Annotated in this window: 18 protein-coding genes and 1 pseudogene; 5 read left to right on the top strand and 14 right to left on the bottom strand. The window is 40.9% G+C overall.

Features of this window, described 5'->3' with window-relative positions; translation table 11 throughout:
• Window positions 1–4: 4 nt before the first annotated feature.
• From WA249_RS01105 to WA249_RS01070, 8 genes are all read right to left on the bottom strand, one after another.
• On the bottom strand, window positions 5–796 hold the full coding sequence (locus WA249_RS01105) for a helix-turn-helix domain-containing protein (protein ID WP_336166012.1): 792 nt from the start codon (window positions 794–796) through the stop codon (window positions 5–7).
• Window positions 787–1,587, bottom strand: coding sequence for a type IV pilus biogenesis/stability protein PilW (pilW, locus tag WA249_RS01100; protein WP_336166011.1), 801 nt, complete (start codon window positions 1,585–1,587; stop codon window positions 787–789). Before pilW ends, WA249_RS01105 begins: the two co-directional genes overlap by 10 nt.
• Window positions 1,588–1,601: 14 nt before the next feature.
• Window positions 1,602–2,837 (bottom strand): 23S rRNA (adenine(2503)-C(2))-methyltransferase RlmN, encoded by a 1,236-nt coding sequence (gene rlmN / locus WA249_RS01095; protein WP_336166010.1) that lies wholly within the window; start codon window positions 2,835–2,837, stop codon window positions 1,602–1,604.
• Between the two features lie 123 nt (window positions 2,838–2,960).
• The gene (gene ndk, locus WA249_RS01090; protein ID WP_003654870.1) at window positions 2,961–3,392 is read right to left on the bottom strand and encodes a nucleoside-diphosphate kinase; all 432 of its coding nucleotides are present in this window, start codon (window positions 3,390–3,392) and stop codon (window positions 2,961–2,963) included.
• 113 nt (window positions 3,393–3,505) lie between these two features.
• Window positions 3,506–3,706: a Fe-S cluster assembly protein IscX gene (gene iscX / locus WA249_RS01085; protein WP_003654869.1), complete on the bottom strand. Its 201-nt coding sequence runs from the start codon at window positions 3,704–3,706 to the stop codon at window positions 3,506–3,508.
• 99 nt (window positions 3,707–3,805) lie between these two features.
• Window positions 3,806–4,357, bottom strand: a complete 552-nt coding sequence (locus WA249_RS01080; protein WP_336166008.1) for a phosphatase PAP2 family protein — start codon at window positions 4,355–4,357, stop codon at window positions 3,806–3,808.
• Between the two features lie 24 nt (window positions 4,358–4,381).
• Window positions 4,382–5,671, bottom strand: a complete 1,290-nt coding sequence (locus WA249_RS01075) for a glycosyltransferase family 4 protein (RefSeq protein ID WP_336166123.1) — start codon at window positions 5,669–5,671, stop codon at window positions 4,382–4,384.
• Between the two features lie 138 nt (window positions 5,672–5,809).
• Window positions 5,810–7,993, bottom strand: a complete 2,184-nt coding sequence (locus WA249_RS01070; protein WP_336166007.1) for a carboxy terminal-processing peptidase — start codon at window positions 7,991–7,993, stop codon at window positions 5,810–5,812.
• 192 nt (window positions 7,994–8,185) lie between these two features.
• Here WA249_RS01070 and nagZ point away from each other — a divergent pair, with 192 nt between their 5' ends.
• Entirely contained in the window at window positions 8,186–9,205 is a 1,020-nt protein-coding gene (gene nagZ, locus WA249_RS01065; RefSeq protein ID WP_336166006.1) for a beta-N-acetylhexosaminidase, read from the top strand.
• Window positions 9,206–9,502: 297 nt separating this feature from the next.
• Window positions 9,503–10,345: a class I SAM-dependent methyltransferase gene (locus WA249_RS01060; protein WP_336166005.1), complete on the top strand. Its 843-nt coding sequence runs from the start codon at window positions 9,503–9,505 to the stop codon at window positions 10,343–10,345.
• A gap of 55 nt (window positions 10,346–10,400) precedes the next feature.
• On the opposite strand, the gene WA249_RS01055 is transcribed toward WA249_RS01060, so the two are convergent.
• Window positions 10,401–11,714 (bottom strand): alpha/beta fold hydrolase, encoded by a 1,314-nt coding sequence (locus WA249_RS01055; RefSeq protein ID WP_336166004.1) that lies wholly within the window; start codon window positions 11,712–11,714, stop codon window positions 10,401–10,403.
• A gap of 300 nt (window positions 11,715–12,014) precedes the next feature.
• Between WA249_RS01055 and WA249_RS01050 the strand changes: the two genes are divergently transcribed.
• Window positions 12,015–13,280: a glutamate-5-semialdehyde dehydrogenase gene (locus WA249_RS01050; RefSeq protein WP_336166003.1), complete on the top strand. Its 1,266-nt coding sequence runs from the start codon at window positions 12,015–12,017 to the stop codon at window positions 13,278–13,280.
• A 115-nt stretch (window positions 13,281–13,395) separates the two neighbouring features.
• Here WA249_RS01050 and WA249_RS01045 read toward each other — a convergent pair whose 3' ends face one another.
• From WA249_RS01045 to edd, 5 genes are all read right to left on the bottom strand, one after another.
• The gene (locus tag WA249_RS01045; protein ID WP_336166001.1) at window positions 13,396–15,024 is read right to left on the bottom strand and encodes an NADP-dependent glyceraldehyde-3-phosphate dehydrogenase; all 1,629 of its coding nucleotides are present in this window, start codon (window positions 15,022–15,024) and stop codon (window positions 13,396–13,398) included.
• Window positions 15,025–15,179: 155 nt separating this feature from the next.
• Window positions 15,180–15,692, bottom strand: a complete 513-nt coding sequence (locus tag WA249_RS01040) for a gluconokinase (protein ID WP_336166000.1) — start codon at window positions 15,690–15,692, stop codon at window positions 15,180–15,182.
• A 17-nt stretch (window positions 15,693–15,709) separates the two neighbouring features.
• On the bottom strand, window positions 15,710–17,068 hold the full coding sequence (locus tag WA249_RS01035) for a GntP family permease (RefSeq protein ID WP_336165999.1): 1,359 nt from the start codon (window positions 17,066–17,068) through the stop codon (window positions 15,710–15,712).
• Between the two features lie 186 nt (window positions 17,069–17,254).
• Complete coding sequence (eda, locus tag WA249_RS01030; protein WP_336165998.1) at window positions 17,255–17,884, bottom strand: bifunctional 4-hydroxy-2-oxoglutarate aldolase/2-dehydro-3-deoxy-phosphogluconate aldolase; 630 nt, start codon at window positions 17,882–17,884, stop codon at window positions 17,255–17,257.
• Between the two features lie 20 nt (window positions 17,885–17,904).
• Complete coding sequence (gene edd / locus WA249_RS01025) at window positions 17,905–19,758, bottom strand: phosphogluconate dehydratase (RefSeq protein WP_336165997.1); 1,854 nt, start codon at window positions 19,756–19,758, stop codon at window positions 17,905–17,907.
• 709 nt (window positions 19,759–20,467) lie between these two features.
• On the opposite strand from edd, the pseudogene WA249_RS18930 reads away from it, so the two are divergent.
• Together WA249_RS18930 and WA249_RS01020 are read left to right on the top strand one after the other, a co-directional pair.
• Window positions 20,468–20,537: pseudogene (locus WA249_RS18930) on the top strand (hypothetical protein); the annotation flags it as partial.
• Window positions 20,519–21,721, top strand: a complete 1,203-nt coding sequence (locus tag WA249_RS01020) for an acetate/propionate family kinase (RefSeq protein ID WP_336165996.1) — start codon at window positions 20,519–20,521, stop codon at window positions 21,719–21,721. The pseudogene WA249_RS18930 and the gene WA249_RS01020, both read left to right, overlap by 19 nt.
• The last annotated feature ends 3 nt before the right edge of the window (window positions 21,722–21,724 follow it).

Here is a 21,724-nt window from a genome sequence, read left to right as displayed (position 1 = left end):
GGTATTAGCGGGATAAACGGAATTCAGCTTTACCGTTTACCGTATATGGAGACAATGAAATCTGTTCTTGGTTTAAACTTAATGACACAGCAGTTGCATCATCAAGACGAATCTGAAATGGAGACTCACCATTTAAGTTTAAAGTTGATGACTGACGACCTGTCGCCAAAACTTTACCGGTTGCATCAACAATATGAACAGAAGTTGGTCGGTTAAAGTTTAGCACCAATTGATCACCCACTGTTGAGGTGGCATTTCCTTTCATAGGTAAAACTTCAACATTAGATTGATTTACTTTAGGTAAATCAGCACCCTCTTTCTTTGAAGTCCACTTTTGAATACCCATAACAATCAATGACACAACAGCAATAACTACAATTGCAAGAAGTGCACGCTTCAACCATTTTTTATTACGGTCACTATTAGAACCAGGGAGTTTACCCATAATTTTAATCGGCGAGTTATTTAAGGCATGGTTTGGTAAAAGCCCAGTATCGTTTGCATAAATTTCATCAAAGCGCTGAATAATTGCAGTCGCATCTGTATTTAGATATTTTGCATACGAACGGTAATAACCCTTGATAAAAGTCGCTTGTGGCAATGATTTATAATCATCTTGCTCTAAAGCAGTTAGAGTCTTAACCGGCATGTTTAAATCTGAAGAAACTTGCCCTAACTCTTTATTCTGAGCAACTCGAATTTGACGTAAATACTCACCAGGACGTTGAATATTTCCTAAAGCAGAAGTCGGTAAGCTTGAGCCAGTTGGCTGCTGTGAATTAGGATTTATTTCCATACGGCCTCAGTACTATACTGTAATTGCAAATAACGTTGATATTCTGGACTTTCCGGGAACAAAGCACGTAACTGGTTTACTAAGACTTGCATTCCCATTTTATCCGCATTGGCTCGAGCCACTCTTACACCAATCCAAAGTGCTCTTGCACCCTGATTTTTCTGCCCCACTGTATGAACATATTGCTCATACATTTGTGTAGCAGCCGGAATCTGCTGCTGCAAATAAAAAATTTCCGCTAACTCTAACATTGAAATATAAGAGTCGCGGTTAGCAAGGAGTGCTTGTTTGAATGTTTTTTCAGCATTCGTAACATCACCCAATTTTAAATAAATACGCCCCAGATTTTCTAATGCCTGATAGCGTTGGTCATAACCTAATGTTGTGCCAGCAATTCGAAATTGCTCGATCGCATCATTATAGCGTTCCATTTGATACAAATACGTACCATAATTATTATGTGCTTGAGCATTATCTGGTTCAGATGAAATTGCCCGTTTAAAATAATGTTCTGCTTTTTCTAAGTTCGGCTTACTACCTTCTTGCTGTAGTAAAATACCCATCATCATATTTGCCGTTGCATCACGGCTATCTACACTTAAAGCTTGATCAAGAGCTCGCTTTGCCGAATCCAAGTCACCCGAACGGATATGTTCAGCAGCAAGTTGTGTACGCACCTTTACCGCTTTTTCTGGGTCTTTTTTTTGCACATTCGTTGTCTGGCAACCACTTACCAGCAGTGCAACTACAACCCCTGTACATAATACCGTTTTTAACTTTGGAGTACTCAAAGCCTGTCCTCAATTTATCCTTGTGTACGCAAAATCTCTTGGCGCTGTGTGACTTTTTTCTGCCACTGTTCAGCACGACGAGTTCTATCAGCCACTTGGCCAACTAACTGTCCACATGCAGCATCAATATCATCACCACGTGTTTGACGAATCGTACACACAAATCCAGCATCAGACAAAGTTTTTTGGAACGAGATAATTCGATTTCGGCTTGAGCGACCATATGGTGCATGCGGGAACGGATTAAATGGAATCAAATTAATTTTACTTGGTAAGTTTTTTAATAATTTAATCATTTGCTGTGCATGTTCAGGATGATCATTTACACCCTCTAACATCACATATTCAATAGTCACATGTTTACGCGAACTTTCATTACCATCTTTGGCAATATAACGCTGACATGCAGCAATTAACTGAGCCAATGGATATTTCTTATTAATTGGCACTAATTCGTTACGTAATTCATCGTTTGGCGCATGTAAAGAAATTGCTAAAGCAACATCAATGTCTTTTGCAAGTTGATCAATTTTTGGCACAACACCTGATGTTGATAAAGTCACACGGCGCTTAGACATGCCATAGGCGAAGTCATCAAGCATAATCTGCATTGAGCTTAATACGGCATCATAGTTGAGCAATGGTTCGCCCATACCCATCATCACGACATTGGTCACGGAACGCTCACGCTCGGCAACTGGCACTTCTTCCATATAAGAATAGTTTGCCATCCAAAGTTGTCCAATGATTTCATCTGGCGTTAAATCACGTTGGAAACCTTGCTTACCTGTTGAACAAAATGAACAGTCCAATGCACAACCGACTTGTGAAGAAATACACAAAGTTTTGCGCAAGCCTGTTTTATCTTCAGCAGGAATTAATACAGTTTCAACCAAAGAACCTGCACCATCGCCCACACGAAAAACCCACTTACGTGTACCGTCTTTTGAATAGTGACGGTGAACAACTTCAGGAGCCTTAACTTCACAAATCTGTTCAAGCTTCGCACGTAATTTGCCTGAAATATTGGTCATTTCAGCAAAATCAGTAATAAAGTATTGATGTATCCATTTCATGACCTGACCAGCACGAAACTTTTTCTCGCCAATATCTTCAAAGAATTTTTCTAATTCAGTACGAGACATGCCGAGTAAATTCACTTTATTTTCGGCAGCAGGCATGACCAGCGTGGACGAAGATTGCTGCTGTCCATCAAGATTTTCAGATGAAACGACCTCTGCAGAACTCATGTGTATTTACCTAAACCATGTCAAAAAACTGAAGATATTGTTCAAGAATCAAACAACATTCTCTTGAGAGAATAAAAAAACCAGATAAGTAGTATACCACTTATCTGGTTTGAATGCTTTCGATTAACGAGTGCGTGGGCAGATCTCGTTGTCAGCAAAGAAGTAAGCAATTTCACGCTCTGCAGAAGCAACTGAGTCAGAACCGTGAGCAGCGTTTTCATCGATGCTTACAGCGAAGTCAGCACGGATAGTGCCAGGAGCCGCTTCTTTAGGGTTTGTAGCGCCTAAGATTTCACGGTGTGCAAGAACTGCATTTTCGCCTTCAAGAACAGATACTACAACTGGACCAGAAGTCATGAATGCAACTAAGTCACCAAAGAAACCACGTTCTTTATGCTCAGCATAGAAACCTTCAGCATCAGCTTGAGAAAGGTGTTTCATTTTAGTCGCAACAATTTTTAAACCCGCTTTTTCAAAACGAGCAAAAATATCACCGATGTGGTTTTTAGACACTGCATCAGGTTTTACGATAGACAAAGTACGTTCAATAGCCATGAGTGGCTCCTTTATTTTAAGATTTAAACTTTAAAAAATTTGCCGCATTATACCGATGTCATAGGCAATAATCAGCTTTGAATGTGTAAAAGTTGCGATTTTTTCTACTGTTTTTAGCGAACTTCGTCTATCCAGGCCATTTGAATCCCTTCTAGCAATCCTTCTGTCGATTTATTTGGGTCATCATTGAAGTCTGGTAAAGCACATACCCATGCATGCAAATCAGTAAAACGAATCCATTGCGGATCAACTTCGGGATGTGCTTCTGACAATTCAATCGCAATATCAATCGTATCTGTCCAACGTAAGCCCATAGCGGCTCCTATCTGTTTAATCTGCTAAATCACGAACTGTGTACTTTAGCAAATCCACAAACCTAATCGATAGCTTAAGCTGATAAAAATTACCGATACTTATAAAGCGATGTTCAATAGCGGAGCTGCAAAAATAATCAGACTTGCGACCGCCGCACCAATGAGTGCACCGACAATCACATCACTTGGATAGTGAAGGCCAAGCACCATACGAGACAATGCTACAAGCACCATGAAAGGAAGCATCGCCGCAAGCAGAGCGGGCTGGATATAACCCAAGACAATCGTAACCATGACCGCATGAAGCGTATGACCCGATGGAAAACTGAAATGATCGAGTGGTCTTTCACCGAGCACAATCACCTGATGCACTTGATAAGGCCGAGGTCGCGTTGTTTTATGTTTTAAGAATTTATAGAGTGCTGTCCCAACAGAACCACCTAATAACAAGTAGATGATTTGTAGGCTATAGGTGATACCGTGCATCCCCCATACAATTGCCAGCATTAGATACCAAAATGGACCATCACCCACACGACTGATGATTTTGAAGAATAAAGCCACACGCTGTGAATGGGAAAAATGATTGAGATATAAACAGCCTCTTAAATCTAAATCGAGTATTTTTATTTTTGCATTCTTAAGTTTCATGGTCATTCTCCTATTTTAGGATACTTAAGTGAAGTCCACTGAGGGCGCCTTCACTACCTGATAAAATGCCTGTTCCAATTGCCAAACCGGAAGTTGCCAACCGCTTTGCTGTACTTTATGACAGGCTTGTACGCCCATTTCTCTAAGTTGTTGTACTGAAGGAAGCTGATAAATTTGTTGTATAAAGTGACTTTTTTGTCCAAGTGGGCTTAACCAGCCATTCACACCATGACTTAAATATTGATGTGCACATGCATAATCATACGCGATAACTGGCAAACCGCTTGCCATCGCCTCTAAAACTACGTTACCAAACGTTTCAACTTGACTCGCAAATACGAATACATCTGCACTCGCATAGGCAGCGGCCAAATCTTGACCTCTCAGACTTCCAGTAAAAATAACCCCCTTCGCTTCAGGCAACGACTTTAAGCGAGCAAAATCGGGGCCATCTCCCACAATCACTAACTTCGTTTTATGTGGGTGGGCAGCTTGTAAGTTGGCATAACTTTCAATGAGCACTTGTACTTCTTTTTCTGGAGACAAACGTCCCACATAGAGCATAACGCGAGTATTCTCATCGGCGTTCCATTGCTTTCGCAAATTTTCAGAGCGATGTTTTGGTGAAAATCTCGTTGTATCTACACCGCGCCCAACAACAACTAACGGGCAAGTAATCCCAAAACCACGTAATGCTTCTTGTGTATCTTTGCTCGGCACACAGGTCACTTGAGTATTGTTGTGAAACCAGCACAGGTATTTTTGAATCGGTTTGACTAAAAAAGCCAAATCGAAGAATCGGCTAAAATCTTGAAACGGTGAATGAAATCCGCTAGAAACCGGAATAGCTTTTGCTTTGGCAGCTTGCATGGCGGTTAAACCTAAAGGCCCTTCAGTCACAATGTGAACTACATCTGGCACAAATTTTTCAAAAGCTTTCGATACTTTTAAATATTGTGGCCAACCAAACTGTAATGTTGGATATTTCGGAATCGCTTGCGACATCACCAGACATTCTTGTTCTGGCGTAAAGTCATGGCATATTGCTTTTTGTTCTGGGCGAATCAGTAAAATTTTATGCCCCTGTTTTTGTAAACCTTGGCATAGTTGTAATAATGAAAGTGCCACACCATTAATTTCAGGTGGCCATGTCTCGGTAACAATCGCAATTTTTAAACGTGAGCGGACCAAATCATGCAATGAATGTGGATTGGATAGCTGCTGCTTTTGTTTAAAAAAGAATTGGAAGCTTTCAGGAAGTTGCTGTTGTTTTAATAGTGCTGTCGCGTATGAGCTTTGCATAGCGCCATCCATCAATGTATTTATTTTCATGCTTAAAGATTAAGCAGTTTTTTTGACATTTTGATGATGAATGCATGACAGTTTACTGACATGAAAAATAAAAAAAGCACACTGATAACAGCATGCTTTTTTCTTAAGACCTAGTAATACTTATCGATTTTGCAATTTTGCATAGTCCATAAGTACATTTGCAGCTTCAGTCACAAAAGTTTCTTCTTCTGGCAATGCAGGACGTTGCGATGCTTTCATTTTAGCGCGAGATTCAGCTAGAGCATCTAATGAAGCTTGGTAGCTTTCCCAGTTTGCAAAAGGTTTTTGACCACTTGCTGCACGGCGTTCATTTTCTGCATCTAAAGTTTGTTTCTCTAAAGCAAGTAATTCTGCACGACGTTTATCAATATCAAGTACGACTTGTTTCTGATCACTCGTAACCTTGGCAATCGCAGTACGTTTATTTAGATATTTAAACTGAGCATCATTGCCAACACGTTGTTCAGATAATTGAGACAACTTTGTGACATACGGCTGAACAGAACCTTCACGTTTAAATGGTGCAGTAGGAATTGTGTCCCACTTCAATGCATTTTTCGATTTACGTTCACCAAACTCTTCGTTATAGATATCGACGAGTTTAATGTCTGGTACTACACCTTTATTTTGTGTACTACCACCCGTAATACGGTAGAACTTACGCTGAGTTAAAGTCGCTTGACCATGTGCCAGAGTATCAAGTTGTACCTGAGCTGTACCTTTACCCGTTGTTGTACTACCAATAATAATACCGCGCTCATAGTCTTGGATTGCAGCAGAGTAAATTTCACTTGCAGATGCAGATGCCAAGTTCACCATTACAGCAAGGGGGCCAGTGTAAATTTGTTGACCACCATCATTGTCTTCAAAAACGCTTACGTTGCCATTACCATCACGAATTTGAACTACTGGGCCAGACTTGATTACCTGACCCAGCATACGTGCAACTTCTTCTAATGAACCACCTGGGTCATTACGCAAGTCAATAATAATACCTTCTACTTTCTTCGCTTTTAACGCTTCAAAAGCATTTGCAGTATCTTCAGAAACTGAACGGTATTGTTGGCCCGCACGACGTGAACGATAGTCAAAATAGAATGATGGAATTTCAATTACGCCCAACAGGTGCTTTTTACCATCACGGTTAACTTCAACTGTACGTGAACGAACACCTGCATCTTCTTCTTGAATCACATCACGTACTAAGGTCACATTACGTGCCTGACTCATTGATGCGCCAGCACCAAGAAGTTTTAATGTGACTTTCGTTCCGCGTTTACCACGAATGAGTCCAACAATTTCAGAACTTGACCAGCCAACCACATCAATCATTTTCTCGCCTTCTTGGGCGACGCCAACAATTCGATCTCCGGATTTCACTTGGCCAGACTTACTTGCAGGACCACCTTCTACAATGGTTTCAATCTTGGTGTAATCTTCATTGCCACGCTCTGGACGAATCGACACCCCAATACCTTCCAATTGCAAAGTCGTTTGGCGATTCAGTTCTATCGCATCAATTGGCGGGTAATAGTTACTATGTGGATCATAGGTTGCCAACATTGCATTTAATGTTTTGTCCAACACATCATCGCTTTTCACACGACTAATTCTTTCCAGCTGACGTGTATAACGTTTAGTCAACGTCTGAGCTGGCGTTAAATCTTCTGGGCCTGTTAGGTCTTGACCATCAGCAAGTGAAGGATTTTCTTTAAGCGCTTTTTGTTTCGCCTGCTCTTCTTCACGGCTAATGGTTAAGTTGATTAACTGCGAAACCAACATTTTGCGCCAGTGATTTTGTTGCTCAGCCGTCGTTTTGAAATACGGTGCTTTTTCACGATCAACTTCAATATAGCTATTCGGCTGTTTTAAATTTTGCTGCTGTTTTAACTCGGCTAACATAAACTCATAAAATTGTTTTAAGCGTTCACGATATTGCTGATGAATTGCAAATGGACCTGTTAAGTTCCCCGCTTTTAATGAAGCACCAAAATTTGAACCGTATAGTTTTTTATAATTTTGAACTTCAGCGTCTAAAAATAGTGAGTGATCTGGATCAAGACTATCTAAATACATACCGAGAATACGGTTTGATGTCGTCGCATCCAGACGCATATTCAAATAATGTTGGCGATCAACTAAAGTTGCCAGTTGGCGAGCCACCAAAGCCTGTTCTTGCGTTGGCTGGATCGATTGAGAAACCACAGCAGTATTGGTTGCTGCTCTCGCTTCATTCATCGTATGAGAGAAGAATAAACCGCCAGTCGCGATCGCTACTGCACAAGCTATAGTTTGAAGTTTCATAAATTTTTAATACTTCCTTGGATATTCCTATCTTACACGCTCTGTTTTCGATATGAACTAAGCAGATTCAAAATCTTAACCAACTAAATTGTTTATACCGTGTAGTTTTATCATATTCTGTACTGACAAAATGTAGCAAAACATTGCAAAATTCGCTTATTGTTTTTCAATCAAAATTCAAATGGAACCAATATGATTGGCGCATTGATGCTGGATATCGCCGGCACAGAACTTACTCTAGAAGATATTGAACTATTACGCGCTCCGCAAGTCGGTGGCATGATTTTATTTGCACGAAATATTGAATCTCCACAACAAGTCCGTGCGTTAACGGACCATATGCGTCAAATTCGTCCAGATATTTTGATTGCTGTCGATCAAGAAGGTGGTCGAGTTCAGCGCCTAAGATCAGGTTTTACCTTATTACCGGCAATGGGTCGCTTTGGTGAACTCTATATTACCCAGCCTCAAAAAGCACTTGAACTGGCTGAAAAATGTGGTTGGCTCATGGCAACTGAAGTCCTTGCTGTCGGTATCGATTTTAGTTTTGCACCCGTTTTAGACCTTAATGCAATTAGTGATGTGATTGGTGACCGTGGTTTCTCTAAAAATATTGAGGATATCGCACCACTTGCTGGCGCGTTTATGCAGGGTATGAAAAAAGCTGGAATGGCAAACACAGGGAAACACTTCCCAGGCCATGGTTCGGTAAAAGCAGACTCTCATGTCGCAGCCGCAATCGACAGCCGTAGCTATGATGAAATTTACAACCATGACATGCAAAGCTTTATTAAGCTCATGCCACAGCTTGATGCACTCATGCCGGCACATGTGATTTATGATCAGATTGACCCAAATCCAGCAGGCTTCTCACCTTTCTGGATTCAAGAAGTTCTACGCAACCGTTTGAATTTTAATGGTGTACTTTTCTCTGATGACTTAAGCATGCAAGCTGCATGTGTAGCAGGTGGCGCAGATGCACGTATTCAAGCTGCTCTTTCTGCGGGTTGTGATATGGGGCTTGTGTGTAACGACCGTAGTGCGGCATGTACAGCACTTGAAGGTATTGCGAACTTAGAACTACCAAATCAAGAACGCTTAGAACGCATGCGTGGTCAAATTCCACAAATTCAAATTGGTGGGACCTTATCGCTTGGCGAACACTGGCAAGCTGTCAAAACAGCCATTGAAGAGTTTAAGAATTCGATTTAAATTATGAATACGTAGAAGCGTCATCTGCAACCTGCGTAGTCCTTAATAAGTATTGTATTTGCAATATATAAGACAGATGGATACATCTAACAGGTTTTGCAGATGACAATGGTTTTGCCTACTTTTGCCAAAACAAAAGTAGGTCGAACCGAAGGTTAATCTCGATATGAAACATTTAAAATAGTAAAACTCCGTCGTGATGTATTAATCAACTTAAATGACGTAATTTCAATTCAAGATCTTATAGTGCTTAGGCAATGAAGATCACAGAAAAACAATAAATCGAGCTCAGGACGAATGACACAACAACTTTCAAAGCACCGCCACATCTCTTTTACAGCCCACTATACGGGTTATATCTGGTATCAAATGGGGATCTCTCATGAAGCACTTGCCACAACCAAAGGAAAATCACTGGCGTATTTGGTTCACCCTATAGAATCATGGGCAGAGAAATATGTGGGTGGCAGCATGCGAACCACACTCAAACAACGCCACACCATGCTTGATCATCATTTAGAACAACTCATTCAAGAAAATCCCGATCTACAAGTTTTAGAAATAGCATGTGGCCTATCACCTCGGGGATGGTGGTTTAGACAGCATTACCCTTCAATTACCTATCGGGAGCTTGATTTACCCGATATGGCACGAACCAAACAAAAGGCATTACAACAAATTGAAAAAAATGCACCTGAAATTTTATCGGTTGATTTATTTACAGAAGCTTTTGCACAAGCATTTGAAGTGTTTGACCCGAACCACCCATTGGTTGTGATCAGTGAAGGTTTAATTAATTATTTTGATAAAGACTTATTAAAACAGCTAATTCAATCGATTGCTCGCTATGGCGCTTCTTTTAAAAAGCTTCACTATTTAACAGATCTGTACCCTGAACCTGTTAAAAATAAACTTGCGAGTATTATCTGGAACAGTAGTAAATTATTGAAATTAATGTCTCGAAGCTCGTTTAGTTTTCACTTCAAAAGCCCCAAAGAAGTTGAAGGCTTTTTTAAAGATACAGAGTTTGATCAAGTTAGCGTGGAACAACCACAAATTTTCTTTGGACAAGCTTCTCAAGATCGTCGTGAGCAACATTTAGGTGACTTGGTCTGGACCATACACGCGCAAACAAAATAACCAATATAAAAAATGGAAGCTCGAAATAAACGAGCTTCTATCTATAACTATATTATTAAGCCGCTTGTTTTTGACGAGCAATAAAACGGCTTAAACGATCAGCAAGCTCAAAGCTACCATGTTTAAATAAAGCTCGAACACCCTGCTCTGTACTTTCAAAAATTAAGCACTCAATTGCAAAAGTACCTTCCTCATCTTCTAAATGCAGTGCCAAGTCACGCGGATGAGCGTTCACAAAACCAAGCTGCGAAACATCATCCATTTTTAAATACATGCCGAAGAAAGTAACATCAACAATCTGCACAGATACCTGTACATCAGACTCTCGATGAGTAAGTTGAGTTTTTGGCTGCAAAACCCGAACTCGCTCTTCACCACGGCGTTCCATGTTTTGCATTTGTTCACGTGTCATGGGAATAATACCATCCAGATTTTGGATAGATTCACCTTTCAAAAATGAAGTGAACAAACTCATGGTTTCTTTACGGCGCTGCAACTGAGGTACATGGTCTGCGTTAGCAATAAGTGCAAATTCCATGTCTGGGCATTGCAAGGCAAAGTTCGCATTTTCATGAGGCAGAGTAAAACTGTCGTACTGTCCTGCTGCAACCAGCGTTTTACACTCTGGAATGGGTACATCAGTTAAACGCAAAAGACGATTACAGTTAATTTCATAACGTTCTCGCTCAGTACCCGTAAACTCAGCCATTTGCCTAAAAAATAACTTTTTAGCTGTTGGTGACATGCGAGTTTTATCTAATTTTGCATGATTAACTAAATATAAAATTACAGCTTGCCCAAACTCTTCCATGCGGTTTTCTTGCATGAGCTTGAGCGACTCTTCCAGAATCATTCGCCAACTTTTTCGGGTCTTTTGCATAACCCCCATTAAAATCATGCGATCCATTAATTCTGGACGATGATAAGCGAAGCAAGATGCAATTACGGACCCCAAAGACATTCCCATCACAGAAACTTTTTGTAGCCCAACAATATCTAACCAGCGTCCCAACATTTTAGACAAATCAGGTAGCTCTAAAGTACCCGCAGATATTCCTGTGTCCCGATTGGTAATTTGCTGATTTGCGCCCATAGAAGGTAAATCAATTAATATAACAGGACCGCTTTCAAATAATTGTTCAACACAATATTTATAAGAATTAAAATTCTGGAAAGCACCACCCACAATCACAATTGGCGTATTGTGAATCGTTTTTGGATCGGCAATCGCCATATATTCAATTTTCCAACCGTCAATCCATGTTGTCCGAGCAGGTTGTTTAAAACTATCTCTATGGTAGATATCGAAAAAGCCAAAACCGGCATAAGCTTGGTTGATCTCCGAATCCATTTGAATAATGGAATTCATATCCTTGCTTCCTCCTTGCTGTAATTTTTTTATGCTGCAAGAGTTCCTTCTTGAACACGTAACCTTTTATGCACAAAACTTTAAAATTTGTATTCGTTTGTATTGCACAATAACATTCTAAACAATTGTGTGAAATATACGCAATCGCTCAAATGACCGCTCATCTTGTTTAAGTCGCTAATAGTTTGCAAAATATTTAAATGTTTTTTTTATAGCGGTCACATTTTTCAAAAAAAGCCATTCATTGTTCCGCATTTGACTGCTACTATCTTAGTCATTGGTAAATGATTAAAAAATGCTATGCAAGACTCAATTGAACAATATATGCAAAAAGTTGGGCAACAAGCACGTCAGGCCTCTCGTGTCCTCACAAGTGCTTCAACCTCACTAAAAAATCATGCGCTCTCTGCTATTTATACTGCTTTAGAAAATAATCAGGCAGAAATTTTGGCAGCGAATCAAATCGACATGGATAAAGGTCGTAGCAATCAGCTCGACAGCGCATTACTTGATCGTCTTGAACTTACGCCCGCACGCTTTAAAGGCATGTTGCAAGGTTTAAAAGATGTGATCGCACTTGTCGATCCAATTGGGGAAATTACTGATCTTGCATATCGCCCCACAGGCATTCAAATTGGCAAAATGCGTGTTCCTCTAGGTGTTGTTGGGATGATTTACGAATCACGTCCAAACGTAACACTTGAAGCTGCATCTTTAGCGATTAAATCGGGCAATGCCATTATTTTGCGTGGTGGCTCAGAAGCACTCGAGTCAAATAAAGCAATCGCTGAAGCAATTAAGCATGGCTTAAAAGTTGCAGGCTTACCTGAACATTCAGTGCAAGTGATTAACACTTCTGACCGTGCGGCTGTTGGTCATCTCATTACCATGACTGAATATGTAGATGTAATCGTTCCTCGTGGCGGCAAAAGCTTAATTGAACGTGTAACGAATGAAGCTCGCATCCCTGTCATTAAGCATCTAGATGGTAACTGCCATGTATTCGTTGAAGCACAAGCAGACTTGCAAAAAGCCTTACCGATTACTTTAAATGCAAAAACACATCGTTATGGCGTTTGTAATGCGATGGAAACTCTGCTCGTTGATGAAAAAATTGCAGATGTTTTCTTACCTCGCATTGCTGAACTGTATGCTGAAAAACAAGTTGAACTCCGTGGCTGTCCAGAAACACGCCGTATTTTGGGTGCATCTGTAAAACCAGCAACAGAAGAAGATTGGTATACCGAATATTTAGGGCCAATTCTTGCTGTTAAAGTTGTTAGCGGTATTGATGAAGCAATTGACCATATCAACAAATATGGTTCACATCACACCGATGCAATCGTGACTGAAAACTATACATTGGCTCGTCAGTTCTTGGCTCGCGTAGATTCAAGTTCCGTCGTGATTAATGCTTCAACTCGTTTTGCTGATGGTTTTGAATATGGCTTAGGCGCAGAAATTGGTATTTCTACAGATAAAATTCATGCCCGTGGTCCAGTTGGTTTAGAAGGTTTAACTTCTCAGAAATGGATTGTGTTAGGTGACGGTCAAATTCGTCAATAATTGATCTCTTTAAAAAAAACGCCTGATATTGATCAGGCGTTTTTTTATTATTATTCAAATTTTAATATCATAAAAAAAGTCAGCCCAAAGGCTGACTTTTTTAATCGTATAACACTTAGAAAATAAAGTCGGTATTTACAAATTTAGAATAGTGCTCAGATACCATAGAGGCCAGCATGCCTTTGCTGTCATCAGTCTGTTTAGCAGCAATCATAGAACGAATGGAGAATGCACGTAACGCATCATGTACAGATAGTGTGCCCTCTGCAGAATCTTTACGGCCGCCGAATGGAAACACATCTGGACCACGTTGACACTGACAATTGATGTTTACACGACAAACCTGATGCACAAGTGTATCGACCAAATGACCAATTTGCTCAGGGTCACTACCAAAAATACTCACCTGCTGACCATGATCAGAAGTCGCAACATATTCCAGCACAGTTTCAATGTCATCATAAACAGAGACAGGCACTACTGGACCAAACTGTTCTTCGCGATACAGTCTCATGCCCTCAGTCACTGGATAAACTACGGCCGGATAGAACATCGTTTTGCAGAATGCACCACCTTCTGGATTAACGACTTTGGCTCCTTTAGCCAAGGCATCTTCAATAACTTCAGTCATGTAGGCAGTACGGTGCATACCTGGCAACGGAGTAATAAATACTCCTTTTTCCCATGGCATACCCACTTTCAGTTTGGCCAATTCAGCCGTTAAGCGCTTAACAAATTCGTCAGCTATTGACCGATGTACCATCAGCATTTTGAGCGCAGTACAACGCTGACCATTAAACGACAATGCCCCCAGCAAGCATTCTTTCACTGTCAAATCCAAATCGGCATCTGGCAGAATAATGGCTGCATTCTTCGCATCCAGTCCCAAAATTGCACGCAGACGGTGAGATTTAGGATGTTGCTTTTTCAAGTGATCGGCCACTTTGCTAGAACCAATCAATGCCAATACATTGATTTTTCCAGAGGCCAACAGATGTGGCACCACCAATGAACCTGGTGCATAAATGGTATTGATCACACCTTTCGGGAATGAATCACGGAATGCTTCCAGCAACGGTTCAAACAATAAGGTACCAAATTGAGGCGGTTTAAAGATAATCGTGTTGCCCATCAGCATAGCTGGAATTAAGGTAGCAAAGGTTTCATTCAATGGGTAGTTATATGGTCCCATACACAACACTACGCCCAAGGGGGTACGACGGATTTGACCAATGGTACCTTCAGCAATCACAAAGCGGGAGTTGGCATTATCCAGATCTTTCAGGGCATCAATAGTTTGACGCATATAGGTCACAGTGCGGTCGAACTCTTTCTCGGAGTCCGCCAAACTCTTACCAATTTCCCACATGATCAGTTTAACAATGAGGCCTCGCTGTTCCACCATACGCTGAATGAAATTCTGCATACAGGCGATGCGCTCACCAACTTTCATCATTGGCCATTCACCACGACCATTATTGTAGGCACGTACTGCCGCTTCTAACGCTTCATCACTTTCTTTCTCACCCATGACTGGATAACTGCCAAGTTCAACTTGCTTCAAGCTACCGTCAGGCTGCTGAATCCAGATTGGGGATAATGTCTTCTTGGTTAAACCAGCCCATAACTTTAACTCGCCATCTACTAATGAAATACGCTGATGAATCTGGGATGGCAGACGTACGTTGTAAGGAATACCGTCTACTACAGGAAATTTCTGCTGCAAATTATTTGAATAACTCATTCTTCTTATCTCCGGTTATTTATAATTTATGTATTTATATATTTGAAGCTAGCCCGTTGTGATCGGGCTTTTTTCTGTAAATACCAGTACCATTACTGGTATTCACTTTTTTGATTTATAAGCCATCAAGACTTTATGTTTGTTTCTAACTTAAGTTAACCACGACACACACTGTCAGTTACCCCTAGTTTCTGCATGACTTGCACAACGATTTGTTCAGGTGTCAAAGCAATATCAATCGTAATTGCCTCATGAACATCAGGTTCTTCTAAAGTATCAAGTTGAGTCTGCAATAACGAAGGATCAAAAAAATGACCCGATCGCTCAGCAAGTCGTTGCTGCAACAGCTCATACGACCCTTTTAAATAGACAAACTGCACATTTTGGTCATGCCTACGTAAAATATCGCGGTAGACTCGTTTTAGTGAAGAACAAGTAAATACAGCCGTTTCACCTGCTTGTTGTTTTTCTTCAATTGCCTTACGAATAGCTTGCAACCAAGGCAAACGGTCTTCATCAGTTAAAGGAATACCTTGGCTCATCTTACTTTTATTTTCAGCCGAATGAAGCGTATCACCATCGAGAAACTCACAAGCCAAACGCTCTGATAACAACTCACCAATCAGGGTTTTACCTGTTCCACAGACACCCATTGCAATCACAATCATGGATTACTCACCTTTAATTATAAAATAGTGCTAAGCAGTAGAGTGAAAGATAGACCCAACACCGAAATGATCGTTTCCAATACTGACCAAGTTTTGAGTGTCTGTCCGACCGTCATACCGAAATATTCTTTGATTAACCAGAATCCTGCATCATTCACATGTGAGAAAACCAGCGAACCTGAACCTGTGGCAAGTACAAGAAGTTCAGGTCTAACCGCGACTCCAGCCGTGGCTGCAATCGGAGCGACAATACTACAAGCAGTAGCCATAGCGACTGTTGCCGATCCTGTTGCCAAACGAATCAATGCTGCAACTAACCAGCCCAACAATAACGGTGACAAATTTGCCTTCAAGGCTGTAGAAACGATTTCATTAGAAATACCACTGTCACGCAAAATACCGCCAAAACCGCCACCAGCACCGACAATCAACATGATTCCGGCAATAGAAGCCAAACAACCGCCACAGAATTTTTCGATCTGTTCACGGTTAAAGCCCTGCATCGTACCAAAGGTAATAAAGCTGACCAGTACGGCTATAAGCAATGCGATATCAGAAGTACCAATGAAACGTAGTAAGTCATTTGCGAAAGTTTTCGGGGCAAAGAAAAGATCAGCCCAACTTCCGATCAACATTAATACGACAGGCAACATAATCGTAAATAAGGTAATTCCAAAGCTTGGTAGCTCACGAGTTTCTTTTGTATCTGCCTCAACAAACTGCTTAAACAATGGATTGTTCTCAGGCAATTTGACATATTTATTGATCCATAGCGCATACAATGGCCCTGCCACAATCGCAGTTGGTATGCCAACCAACAAGCTGTAAGCAATCGTTTTACCAATATCCGCATGATAGGCCTGTACTGCCAACAATGCCGCTGGATGCGGTGGAATTAAACCATGCACTACAGACAAACCTGCGACCATTGGCAAGCCCACAACCAGTAAAGATTTACCAGTTCGTTTAGCAATGTTAAACGCGATTGGAATGAGTAGAACGAAACCGACTTCGAAAAATACGGGAAGACCAACAATAAGGGCAATAAACATCATGGCCCAGTGAATATTTTTCTCACCAAACCATTTAATTAAAGTAATTGCTATTCGCTCAGCACCACCAGACTCGGCCATCATTTTGCCGAGCATCGTTCCGAGTGCGATTACAATCGCAAGGTGGCCCAAGGTTTTACCAGTACCAGCTTCATATGACTTAACAATATCGCCCATTGGCATGCCAACAGCTAAAGCCAAACCGAGTGAAACAATAATAAGAACAAGAAATGGATAAATTCTAAACTTCGCGATCATGACAACCAATGCAATAATCGCGATTACAGTGTAGATAAGCAACATGCCACCCTGAACGGTCTCCATGTGGTACTTCTCCTTGGAATAATGCTATTTAGGCACACTGCCCAAACAAAGGTCTTCAACCACAGTAATTCCTACTGTTAAGACACTAAATTTTTATATTTAGGTGTGACCAGCACAAACTGGCCACCTCAATACAGCCTTAAAGCACATAGAATGCACTTCATTTTTTATAAATATTGACTACATTTACAATGCTCTCAACTGACTCGCAATTTGCGCTAAGCGAGTAATTTCAGCCCAGTGTTGTGCAGCTACAGCAGCTTTAGGCGTCAACCATGAACCACCTACACACACTACGTTTGGTTGTTTTAAGAAATCTGGCGCTGACTCTGCCGTAATTCCGCCTGTAGGGCAAAAACGTAAGTTTGGAAATGGACCATAAAATGCTTTTAGCATCTCGACTCCACCTGCCTGTTGAGCTGGAAAGAACTTCACAATCTCATAACCCAACTCAATCGCCTGAATCAGATCACTTGGTGTCATCACACCCGGCAATAGAGGTAAGCCAGCATCTTGTGCAGCTAAATGCAAATCTTTGGTCAAACCAGGAGAAACACCAAATTGAGCACCTGCTTTTTTAGCTTGGGCACAATGTTCTGGTTTAGTAATTGTTCCTACACCCACCACAATGTCATCAGCCAATTGACTAGCACGCTCAATAGCAGCAAGACCAGCAGCGGTACGCAGCGTAATTTCAAGCACTTTTACACCACCAGCATGTAAAGCACGTGATACATCTTCACCTTGCTCGGCAGAATCAAATGCCAATACTGGAATGACTGGGCCTAATTTGACGATATCTTCAATTTTAATCATTATTTTTCAGTTCCTTTGACTCAAATCTGCTCTGGTGAAGTTTCACCAACTAATGCACCAAATACAGATGCTCCATGTTCAGCTGGCGCAGCAGCAGCACGGAAAACACCAAATAATTCACGGCCAAAGCCAACTTCGTTTTCTGCCTGATGTTCTGGCTGAGCAACAGGACGCGACTGCCAAACAGCTTCATCTAGCTCAATATCGAGTACGCCAGCTTCAGCATCAATGACCAACATATCTCCAGTTTGAACTTTAGCAATCGGCCCATTTAATAAGGCTTCTGGAGATAAATGAATTACCGCAGGAACTTTGCCTGATGCACCAGACATACGCCCATCAGTCACTAAAGCAACATGAAAACCTTGATCTTGTAAAACACCCAACACAGGCGTTAAGCGATGCAATTCAGGCATACCATTCGCACGTGCACCTTGGAAGCGAACAACAGCAATGAAATCTCGGTGTAACTCACCACGATCAAATGCAGCTTGCACTGCTTCTTGAGAATCAAACACAATTGCTGGTGCTTTAACCTTACGATGTTCAGGCGCAACAGCAGAAATCTTGATAACACCACGGCCAAGGCGACCTTGCATTAAACGCAAGCCGCCATCTGGTTGAAACGGCTCATCAATACTACGTAGAACCTTGTCATCAAGGCTTTGAACCACACCATCAACCCAAGTGAGCTTGCCATCAATCAGTTTTGGTTCTTTGGTGTAATGCTGCAAACCTTTACCAGCCACTGTCGTTACATCGTTATGCAACAAACCAGCTTCAAGTAAGTTACGAATGAGGAATGCAACCCCACCCGCAGCCTGAAAGTGGTTTACATCGGCTTTACCATTTGGATAGATTTTTGCAAGCAATGGAACAACAGCCGACAATTCATCAAAGTCATCCCAGTCAATCAAGACGCCAGCGGCGCGAGCAATCGCAATCAAATGCAAAGTATGATTCGTTGAACCGCCTGTAGCGAGTAACGCCACAATGCCGTTTATAATTGCTTTTTCATCGACAACATGACCAATCGGCGTGTAATTGCCGCGCTCAACTGTTAAATCAAGTACACGAATCGCAGCTTCTGCGGTAAGTGCATCACGTAATGGTGTGTGAGGATGAACAAATGCAGCACTTGGCAAATGTAAACCCATCACTTCCATTAGCATCTGATTACTGTTAGCTGTCCCGTAAAATGTACAAGTCCCTTGTCCGTGATAAGCAGCTGACTCAGCTTCTAGCAAAGCATCTCGTCCAACCTGACCCGTTGCAAATTGTTGACGAATTTTGGCTTTCTCATCATTAGATAAGCCACTACTCATTGGGCCAGCAGGCACAAAAATAGTAGGTAAATAGCCAAACTGCAGAGCACCAATCAGTAAGCCCGGTACAATCTTGTCGCAAACACCCAAACACAATGCCGCGTCAAACATGTTATGAGACAATGCAATCGCTGTACTCATTGCAATCGTTTCACGAGAGAACAATGACAGTTCCATGCCGGCATTACCTTGGGTAATACCATCACACATTGCGGGTACACCACCAGCAAATTGTGCTACTCCCCCATTTTCACGAGCGGCTGTTTTAATTAAATCTGGAAATGTTTTATAGGGTGCATGAGCCGAGAGCATTTCGTTATATGAAGATACAATCCCAATATTTGGCTCACGACCTACTTTAATAATTAATTTTTCATTATCTTCCATGCTGGCAAAACCATGAGCCAGATTGGCACATGAAAGTGCTCCACGAGCAGGAAATTTGCCTTGTGCATGTTCAATACGCTGTAAATATGCAGAACGAGTTTTTTGACTACGTGCGATGACACGTTCGGTCACTTTTGCCAGTATTGGGTTCGGCAAGTCCATGCAGGACGCTCCTGTACAACCGGATAAGCCGGAAAATAAAAATAGACCAAATGATATATTTTTTATGATCATTTGAAAAAGGATGAATAATATTATTCAGGCAAAAAGCGACATGCAAGCCCTTATAACTCTAAGTAGTACTCTAGGCCTTAGCATTAAAGACAAATAATGTTTAAGTTTCACACAAGAGACTGGTTTTATTTTTGACTATATTTACGGGCGCATTAAACCCTAATAACTATGAGAAATTTCTCATAATATCAAAGCAATAAAACATCTTTATAAATATATAGGCACTGACTTTTTTATACTTAGTTTTATATTAAAAATGTTTATAATTTATTCTTTTTGTCCTATATATTAACTATTAAAAATTAATTTCAATTACGTATATTATTTGTAATACATTCCTCAAGTTTGATTAAAATAAAAGCACCTATTTTTCCCTAATAATTTATACCAAATATTTGAAAATTCCATTAAATAGAAATTTAGTTTTCATAAATATATACAAAAAACTGTTTAATTCTTCTACAAAAAAACAATGAATACAGTGGTTAAGATTTATACTGAACCAATATTAGTTATAAAAAATTTGATGGTCGATAGTGCTTAAGTCTAATGGGCTAAAGTCTATCTTGGACAGAAAAACAACACATGTTAAAACATCACAACCTGCTCTTTGTACATATTGAAATTAATGTATTTTGATCAGGAAGTTAGGAAAACTATTTTTATATCAGGACTTGGGTATTTCAACGTGGCTACATCAGTATTAGTTATTAATTGCGGTTCCTCATCTATCAAATACGCACTGGTTTCAGATCGTCGTGAAGATCGTATTTATGGTTTAGCAGAAAACTTAGGGGCAGCTGATGCTCGTATTAAAGGAATTACAGTCGGTGGAGAACCACTAGAGCTTTCGATTCCCTATGCTGACCACGCCAAAGCTTTAGAAACTTTACTTGCACGTCTTGCAAATTATAAACCTCAAGCAATCGGTCACCGTGTTGTACATGGTGGAAGCCTCACCAAAGCTGAATTACTTACCCCTGAAATTATAGATCGTATTCGTGCAGCCACACCTCTTGCACCGCTTCACAACCCAGCCCACTTAATCGGGATTGAAGCAACGATGCGCCTATTTCCTGAATTACCTCAAGTTGCCGTATTTGACACTGCATTCCATCAAACCATGCCACCGCATGCCTACCGTTATGCAATTCCTAAGTTTTTATATACTGACCACAATGTTCGCCGTTATGGCTTCCATGGTACAAGCCACGCCTATGTATCTGACAAAGCAAGTGAGCTCGCAGGCAACCTGAAAAAAGGTGGATGGTTAACAGCTCATTTAGGAAACGGCAGTTCAACTTGTGCAGTATGGAACGGAGAAAGTGTTGATACGTCTATGGGCCTTACTCCACTTGAAGGTGTGGTGATGGGAACGCGTAGTGGTGACGTTGACCCAAGCTTACATAGCTTCCTTGCTAAAAATCTTGGTTGGGACTTGGCTAAAATTGATAAAGTTTTAAATAACGAAAGTGGCTTACTTGGCTTATCGCAATTGTCTAATGACATGCGTACCGTCATTGAGGCGGCAGAAAATGGCAATGAAGATGCTAGTCTTGCAATAGAAGTCTTTAGTTATCGCCTTGCAAAATCACTTGCAGCATTAAGCTGTGGCTTACCAAGTCTGGACGGTTTAATTTTCACAGGCGGTATTGGTGAGAACTCAGCTTATATTCGTGAAAAAACTTTAGCGTATTTACCTCATTTTGGTTTGCAGCTCGACAAAGATCAAAACAACAACTTAAAACGTGGTACTGAAGGCCGAATCGACAATGGAACAGGTCCGCAAATTTGGGTCATTCCAACAGATGAAGAAGGCCGTATTGCCAAAGAAACTCGTCAAGTTGTAGAAGCGGCAGAAAATATAGCATCTGTAGCAAGCCTTGCTTAATCA

It is taken from the genome of Acinetobacter sp. 161(2023), from assembly GCF_037027805.1.
GTDB lineage: Bacteria > Pseudomonadota > Gammaproteobacteria > Pseudomonadales > Moraxellaceae > Acinetobacter.
Note: the sequence above shows the minus strand (reverse complement) of the source record. Positions and strands in the feature narration are given on the sequence as shown.

Excerpts from the sequence above, each read along its gene's own strand:
- iscX (WP_003654869.1), bottom strand. The coding sequence starts at position 3,706 with ATGGGCTTACGTTGGACAGATACGATTGATATTGCGATTGAATTGTCA.
- ndk (WP_003654870.1), bottom strand. The coding sequence starts at position 3,392 with ATGGCTATTGAACGTACTTTGTCTATCGTAAAACCTGATGCAGTGTCT.
- WA249_RS01035 (WP_336165999.1), bottom strand. The coding sequence starts at position 17,068 with ATGGAGACCGTTCAGGGTGGCATGTTGCTTATCTACACTGTAATCGCG.
- WA249_RS01080 (WP_336166008.1), bottom strand. The coding sequence starts at position 4,357 with ATGAAACTTAAGAATGCAAAAATAAAAATACTCGATTTAGATTTAAGA.
- nagZ (WP_336166006.1), top strand. The coding sequence starts at position 8,186 with ATGATTGGCGCATTGATGCTGGATATCGCCGGCACAGAACTTACTCTA.
- edd (WP_336165997.1), bottom strand. The coding sequence starts at position 19,758 with ATGGACTTGCCGAACCCAATACTGGCAAAAGTGACCGAACGTGTCATC.
- WA249_RS01055 (WP_336166004.1), bottom strand. The coding sequence starts at position 11,714 with ATGAATTCCATTATTCAAATGGATTCGGAGATCAACCAAGCTTATGCC.
- rlmN (WP_336166010.1), bottom strand. The coding sequence starts at position 2,837 with ATGAGTTCTGCAGAGGTCGTTTCATCTGAAAATCTTGATGGACAGCAG.
- WA249_RS01075 (WP_336166123.1), bottom strand. The coding sequence starts at position 5,671 with ATGGATGGCGCTATGCAAAGCTCATACGCGACAGCACTATTAAAACAA.
- WA249_RS01045 (WP_336166001.1), bottom strand. The coding sequence starts at position 15,024 with ATGAGTTATTCAAATAATTTGCAGCAGAAATTTCCTGTAGTAGACGGT.
- WA249_RS01060 (WP_336166005.1), top strand. The coding sequence starts at position 9,503 with ATGACACAACAACTTTCAAAGCACCGCCACATCTCTTTTACAGCCCAC.
- WA249_RS01070 (WP_336166007.1), bottom strand. The coding sequence starts at position 7,993 with ATGAAACTTCAAACTATAGCTTGTGCAGTAGCGATCGCGACTGGCGGT.
- WA249_RS01050 (WP_336166003.1), top strand. The coding sequence starts at position 12,015 with ATGCAAGACTCAATTGAACAATATATGCAAAAAGTTGGGCAACAAGCA.
- WA249_RS01105 (WP_336166012.1), bottom strand. The coding sequence starts at position 796 with ATGGAAATAAATCCTAATTCACAGCAGCCAACTGGCTCAAGCTTACCG.
- WA249_RS01040 (WP_336166000.1), bottom strand. The coding sequence starts at position 15,692 with ATGATTGTGATTGCAATGGGTGTCTGTGGAACAGGTAAAACCCTGATT.
- eda (WP_336165998.1), bottom strand. The coding sequence starts at position 17,884 with ATGATTAAAATTGAAGATATCGTCAAATTAGGCCCAGTCATTCCAGTA.